The organism is bacterium CG_4_10_14_0_2_um_filter_33_32 (assembly GCA_002792735.1).
Taxonomy (GTDB): Bacteria; Patescibacteriota; CPR2_A; order CG2-30-33-46; family CG2-30-33-46; genus CG2-30-33-46.
Genome location: PFOW01000052.1, coordinates 1 through 6,000, shown reverse-complemented (window position 1 = coordinate 6,000; position 6,000 = coordinate 1). Strand labels below are relative to the sequence as shown.

Here is a 6,000-nt window from a genome sequence, read left to right as displayed (position 1 = left end):
TGATGGTCTGCACTCAAACTCATCCCTTCCAGATGTTAAACCTACTATTTTAAATTGCTCTGGATTATGTTTATCAAGAAAACTAACTGGCACCCCCATTATGCCTTTATAATCACTTGGGATATTTTTCACCAACGACACTTCTATCGCATCATAATTATCATATTTATCAAATGATTTTTTTGTTACAAACTTGATCACCTCCGCTTTGGTCATAAGTGGTAGTGGTTGGTGACGGCGCCCATGGTCAATATTGGTAAACCAGCGAACGCCTTGCACTCGGGTTACATAAACCTTTTTACCACTTTCGTTTGTCTTAATTTCACGAACTTGATCTAAATTAGCAATCTTTTCTGGTATCTCAAAAAACATTGCGCCAGCATTGACTTTGTAATTATTACCTAACCAAACTTTATTCTCTTTAAGTAATGGAAATACTTCTTTGTAGGTAATTGCGTTCAAGTTGCCGATGATCAAAAACTTTTTATCATAATCAACGAGTTGTTTTATGTATTCGCGAAACAGACTGAATGGTGGATTAGTCACCACAATATCAGATTGTTCAAGCAACTCGACGCATTCTGGGCTACGAAAGTTGCCATCGCCTTCTAGCGGCGTCCATTCATTGTGTTTGTTTGCCCTTAACTGCTTAGCAACATCCTTTAAATTGAATTCGCCGTCGCCGTCTATGTCGCGCACTTCACTAACAATAAATTTATTGGCGGTTATCTTCGGACGACCTTTTGATTTTGTGAGAGTTTTATCGTAGTCTATCAAATCCAGTAGCGTGTTGGCTACGGGCGAAGGCTTGTAGCTGGTAGTGATCAGCTTTTTCAATCCAAGCTTGCTAAAATTTAATACAAAATAGCGAAAGAAATTACTCTCAAAAGGATCGTCGCAGTTGCAATACACCACCTTGCCTAGGAATACATCAGGGCTGTATTCCAAATACGCCTCAATCTCTTTTTGAATATCGCCGTATTGGGTATAAAACTCATCGTTCTTTACCCGTTTTGCGTTTGTAAGATTATTGTTTGCCACAATTATTTTCCTCTTTCTATATCAGATTGCTGTTGCATCCATGCATCTCCAACCACCTCAATTTCTTTATATTCTTCCTCGTCCATTCTTCTTCGTCTATCATCTAAAATTTCGTCTTCAAACTCAAAATAGAGCGTCCCTTGCGGCCGTCTTTGATAACCCAACAATTCCATAGCAAAACTAGACAAGTTATTAACTTTGCCGTTGATTTTTATTTTATCGTTTTCTACTACTTCGGCAATGATATTTGAATCTCTTGTAAAAGTTAGCTTTGATCCGACAGGTATTCCATATTTTGCAAAATGAAATCTTGAGCGTCTTTCTTTTACTCTATCAACTTCTTTTTCTTGTTCCGGGGTTAATCCGCTATCAATCTTGGTTTCACTAATTTCTACTCGTTTTAATGCAAGCGCCGCATATTCTGGGTTCATCTTAAAAAACTCACGACTGTCTCTCGCGCGACGGTCAGCAAATATAGAGTGTAACCATTTTTCCTCTCTTTCAGCGTCTTCTACTGTTGCCGCGTAATAAACCTCAAACGGAAGTGGTACGCCTGTTCGATCTAATTGCCTGAGCCTTTCTTTAACATCGCCATGAGTAAAACCAATTTTTACATACTCTGGCATTGATTCATTTTTTAAAATGTAGACAATTTGATTCTTGCACATAAATTTATTTAAATAATTCCGCCGTCGGCACGCCGAAGACTTTGGCTATTTTTTCTAAAGTATCAACTGTCGAATTCGGACTTTCGCCTGTTTCTATCTTTACAGCTATTATGCCATTTTCCCATCATAATCAAAAGTCCTTTATGAAACCAGTAATCCCATTACGAGACGGGATTTTCTTAAAAGGATGGGTTCGAACTTCCGCATTGCCGACCGCACGCTGGCGTGCGATTTTCCGCCCCAGGCGGATCAGCCTTGGGCTGACAAGACTACTCATCTTCAATTCAGAGCGGAGAGGGTGGGATTTGAACCCACGGTACCCTTGCGGGCACAACAGTTTTCAAGACTGTCTCGATAAACCAGACTCCGACACCTCTCCGCTCTGAATTGAAACTAATCTACTATCTCTTTTTTAAAGTATTCTGTAATAAATATTGTAACCTTTCTCTTCCCTTGCCTGATTTTAGAAACAATTCTTCCCTTTTTGCGTCTACTTTACTTATAAAAGCTTCGTAATATATTAGTTTCCAAGGAATCCCTAATTTAGTAGATTTAACTTTACGGTTATTATGACTATCAATCCTCTCCCTCAAATTATCCGTAGAGCCTTTATAAGTCTTATCTAATTTACTACTATAAATAATATAAACGTAATACATATAATTGTTAATATTAAACAGTTTTTCCGCCCCAGGCGGATCAGCCTTGAGCTGACAAGACTATCCGAATAAGCCACTATGCGACCCTTCCAGACAAAACCTTTCAATCCCTAAAACAATTATAACAAATTATTTGCGAAAATTCGCGATTGCATTAGCGATTAATCCTTAGCTAAAACAACTCCCCAAACTTCTTTTACTCCGAATTCTTTTAATTCTTTCGCGCATTCTTCCAATGTTGAGCCAGTTGTAAAAACATCATCAACCAAAAATACCCTTTTTTGATCGATTTTATCAACTACCTTAAAGGCCGAGGCAACATTTTCTAATCTTTCTTTTCTTGACAGTCCTATTTGGCTCTGTGTATTTTTAACTCTCTCTAGAACATTTTTTTGAAATGGAATATTTAATTTATCCGAAATACCCCTTGCTAAGATTTCAGATTGATTAAATCCTCTCCAGCTTAATCTATGTTTATTTAAAGGAACGGCAACTAAAACACCATCATCAAAATCCAATTTCCCCTCTAAATAATCAGCAAGCAACAGTGAAAGTGATTGACCAACTTCTTTTACAAAATTGTATTTGAATCCCCAGATAGCTTTTTTTAATATCTCGTCACTATAATAGCCGAGAAATAATATCCCTTTTAAATTAGAATTTCTTCTACAAGAATCGCAAAGTTTTCTATCTGTTGTAAGCATGTTGCATTTGGAACAAAAAATAGAATTAATAATTTTTATTCTTCCTTGACAATCATTACATAGCCAATCACCCTCTTTATTGCAATTAACACAATGGGGAGGGAAAAATAAATCTATTAGAAATTTTTTTGCTGAATTAATCAATATAAATATTATAATTTCATAAAAAAATAAAGCAAAGTACATAAAATCACCCTTGTATGTTTATAAAAACTTTTCTATAATTTAGTAAGAAATTATCTCGTATTTTAGTTGCTATGCAATTAATCAAATAAATAATAATCATGCCCGCCCTCACTAAAGTTTTTGGCGGACTTCAGCTCCGGTAAGAAATATATATTCCGGAGCTTCAGGAGGAAAAATGCTAGGAAAAAAGCCTAAAGAAACAAAGGAAAAAGACATAGATATTATTGAATCTGAAATGAACAAAATCCCTGAAATTTCGAATACTAATGAATGGATGGAAGAACTAGAAGGCCAGTTAGCAATAGATGTTTTTCAATCGGGAGATGAAATAGTCATCAAAGCTCCTATCGCAGGCGTAAAACCGGAAGATATTGATATTTCTATAAATGACGATGCAGTAACAGTTCGAGGAGAAAGAAAAAAAGAAAAAGAAACTAAACAAGAAGATTACTACTGCCAAGAATGCTACTGGGGATCATTTTCCAGATCCGTTATATTACCTGTTGGCGTTGCAGCAGATAAAGCAAAGGCAGTCTTCAAAGACGGTATTTTAACTATTTCTTTACCTAAAGCCACATCCATTAAAGTAAAGAAGCTTAAGGTAAGAAGCCTTTAATATAAATATGGAAATTACTTGGTTAGGACAAGCTTGTTTCAAATTAGAAGGTAAGGACAGTACTTTAGTTATTGATCCTTTTGATCCTGCTACTGGCTTAAAATTACCAAAAAGTTTATCCGCAAATCTATTGCTTATAACTCATGAGCATCATGACCATAACTACCGTCAAGGAGTTTCTGGAAATCCTTATGAAATAAACTCTCCCGGAGAATATGAAGTAGCAGGAGCTACAGTAACAGGAATAACAGCATTTCATGATAAAAAGAATGGTGAAGAACGCGGCAAGATAACGATATATTTAATGGAGTTTGAAGGAATCAAAATTTGTCACCTTGGAGACCTTGGACAAGACCTAAGTGATGATGAAATTGATAAACTTGGCACAGTTGATATTCTCATGATTCCTGTTGGATCAACTTATACAATTGACGGCGAAGAAGCGGCAAAAATTGTAGGAGAAATTGAACCAAAAATCGTAATCCCTATGCACTATAAAATACCCGGAGTTAATACACCTTTAGAATTAGAACCAGTAGATAAATTTCAGAAAAAATTCGAAGGAAAGGTTGAACAAGAAGATAAATTAAAAATAAAGGCAGCTAATCTGCCTCAAGAACTAAAAGTTGTCGTCCTAAAATCGCAAGGAAAGTAATATTTAACTTTTCTTAGCTTTAATTTTTGTTTTGCTTCTTAAACATCGGGTACAAAGTCGTACTCTAGTCTCTGCCCCATCTATATTGATTTTTTTATACTGCAAATTAGGAAGCCACTTTCTGTTTGTCTTTCTGTTCGAATGACTTACATTATGACCGAACGTAGTACCCTTTCCGCAAATGTCACAGACTCGCATTATTTATCTCCTTATCTCTATGAATATTTTGATTATTATAATAAAATAAACACAAGAAATTGTAACACGTGTATCTAAAGGGGTCAAGAAATAATGTTATTCGATTTATTAAACCAATCAGTAATAAGCATATTATTCCTAGCAATTGGACTGGTTATTGCGATTACTTTTCATGAATTTTCTCATGCAGCAATGGCAACATTTTTAGGAGATATTACTCCCCGATTGGAAGGAAGATTAACACTAAACCCAATTCGCCATTTAGATTTATGGGGCAGCTTATTTTTATTAATCGCAGGATTCGGATGGGGTAAACCAGTACCATTCAATCCTAATTTTATTAAATATGGCAAATGGGGCATTGCGGCAATAGGAGCAGTAGGTCCACTTTCAAACATATTCATTGCATTTGTATTTATAGTTGTTATGAAATTCGGTATAGTCCCGGCTTCTTTCGCAAATTTATTTATGGTAATTATATTTATAAATCTACTGCTAGCTATATTCAATTTAATACCAATTTCTCCATTAGACGGATCGAAAATTTTGCAAGCTCTCCTACCTGAATCTAAACAAGAATTTGTTGAAAAATTAGAAAAACAAGGCCCCATCATACTGTTGGCAATATTAGTTTTGGATAATTTTTTCGGATTTCATATTCTTTCATCAATCATAAATCCAATATTTAATTTTGTTTGGAATATTTTGAATTTCTAAATCAAAACTTATTTGTTATAATAAAAATGCCTGGAAGAACGTTCAAAATATTCCGAGCTAACAACTTCTACATCGGGAGTCTAAAAGTCCCTAATGCCTTGGCATTAGCGGTGCAGACACCCACTTAGATTACCAGAATCGGAATATTAATAAACGATCTTTCGGGCTGTTATTATCTTATTAAAAGTGATCTCCGAGTGGAGATTTTTATATTTATAATTAGAATGTATAATTTAAAGTGATATCTGTTTTACGGGGAGTAGCATAGCGGCCTAGTGCGCCGGGCTGGGGGTCCGGAGATCGGAGGTTCAAATCCTCTCTCCCCGACCAATCAAGACATTTCAAATTTTCAGGGGAAAGAGCTTGCTCGCTCGCCCCGCCTTCGGCGGGTCTCGCTTCACAAAAAGCCCGTTGTTTGGCGATTAAATCAAACGGCGGGCGAAGCCCGACAAGGACTTGTTTGGAAAGCAGGCGGCGGTTCGTTCCGATTTTTTCCACCAATGATTTGATTTCATCAAATTCGTTGGACGAAGCCAGTTTTTCAGCGTGGTGAGCG

At 36.2% G+C, this 6,000-nt stretch carries 8 protein-coding genes and 2 tRNA genes; 4 read left to right on the top strand and 6 right to left on the bottom strand.

Annotated features, from left to right (window positions below):
- The 5 genes from COX95_03230 to COX95_03210 form a co-directional block, all read right to left on the bottom strand.
- A partial coding sequence (locus COX95_03230; GenBank protein ID PIZ85696.1) for a DNA methyltransferase occupies positions 1-1,041 on the bottom strand: 1,041 nt, incomplete at its 3' end.
- 2 nt (positions 1,042-1,043) lie between these two features.
- On the bottom strand, positions 1,044-1,709 hold the full coding sequence (locus COX95_03225; protein PIZ85695.1) for a hypothetical protein: 666 nt from the start codon (positions 1,707-1,709) through the stop codon (positions 1,044-1,046).
- Positions 1,710-1,999: 290 nt separating this feature from the next.
- Positions 2,000-2,088: transfer RNA gene (locus COX95_03220), tRNA-Ser, on the bottom strand.
- A gap of 22 nt (positions 2,089-2,110) precedes the next feature.
- Positions 2,111-2,368 carry an endonuclease gene (locus tag COX95_03215; GenBank protein ID PIZ85694.1) on the bottom strand — a complete coding sequence of 86 codons (258 nt, stop codon included), beginning with the start codon at positions 2,366-2,368 and terminating at the stop codon, positions 2,111-2,113.
- Positions 2,369-2,529: 161 nt separating this feature from the next.
- Positions 2,530-3,258 carry a ComF family protein gene (locus tag COX95_03210; protein PIZ85693.1) on the bottom strand — a complete coding sequence of 243 codons (729 nt, stop codon included), beginning with the start codon at positions 3,256-3,258 and terminating at the stop codon, positions 2,530-2,532.
- Positions 3,259-3,433: 175 nt separating this feature from the next.
- On the opposite strand from COX95_03210, the gene COX95_03205 reads away from it, so the two are divergent.
- Both COX95_03205 and COX95_03200 read left to right on the top strand, forming a co-directional pair.
- Complete coding sequence (locus COX95_03205; GenBank protein PIZ85692.1) at positions 3,434-3,874, top strand: hypothetical protein; 441 nt, start codon at positions 3,434-3,436, stop codon at positions 3,872-3,874.
- Between the two features lie 7 nt (positions 3,875-3,881).
- Complete coding sequence (locus tag COX95_03200) at positions 3,882-4,529, top strand: MBL fold metallo-hydrolase (protein ID PIZ85691.1); 648 nt, start codon at positions 3,882-3,884, stop codon at positions 4,527-4,529.
- Between the two features lie 3 nt (positions 4,530-4,532).
- On the opposite strand, the gene rpmB is transcribed toward COX95_03200, so the two are convergent.
- Positions 4,533-4,730: a 50S ribosomal protein L28 gene (gene rpmB / locus COX95_03195; GenBank protein ID PIZ85690.1), complete on the bottom strand. Its 198-nt coding sequence runs from the start codon at positions 4,728-4,730 to the stop codon at positions 4,533-4,535.
- A gap of 90 nt (positions 4,731-4,820) precedes the next feature.
- Between rpmB and COX95_03190 the strand changes: the two genes are divergently transcribed.
- Complete coding sequence (locus tag COX95_03190; GenBank protein ID PIZ85689.1) at positions 4,821-5,444, top strand: site-2 protease family protein; 624 nt, start codon at positions 4,821-4,823, stop codon at positions 5,442-5,444.
- A 253-nt stretch (positions 5,445-5,697) separates the two neighbouring features.
- Positions 5,698-5,774, top strand: a tRNA-Pro gene (locus tag COX95_03185).
- Positions 5,775-6,000 lie beyond the last annotated feature (226 nt).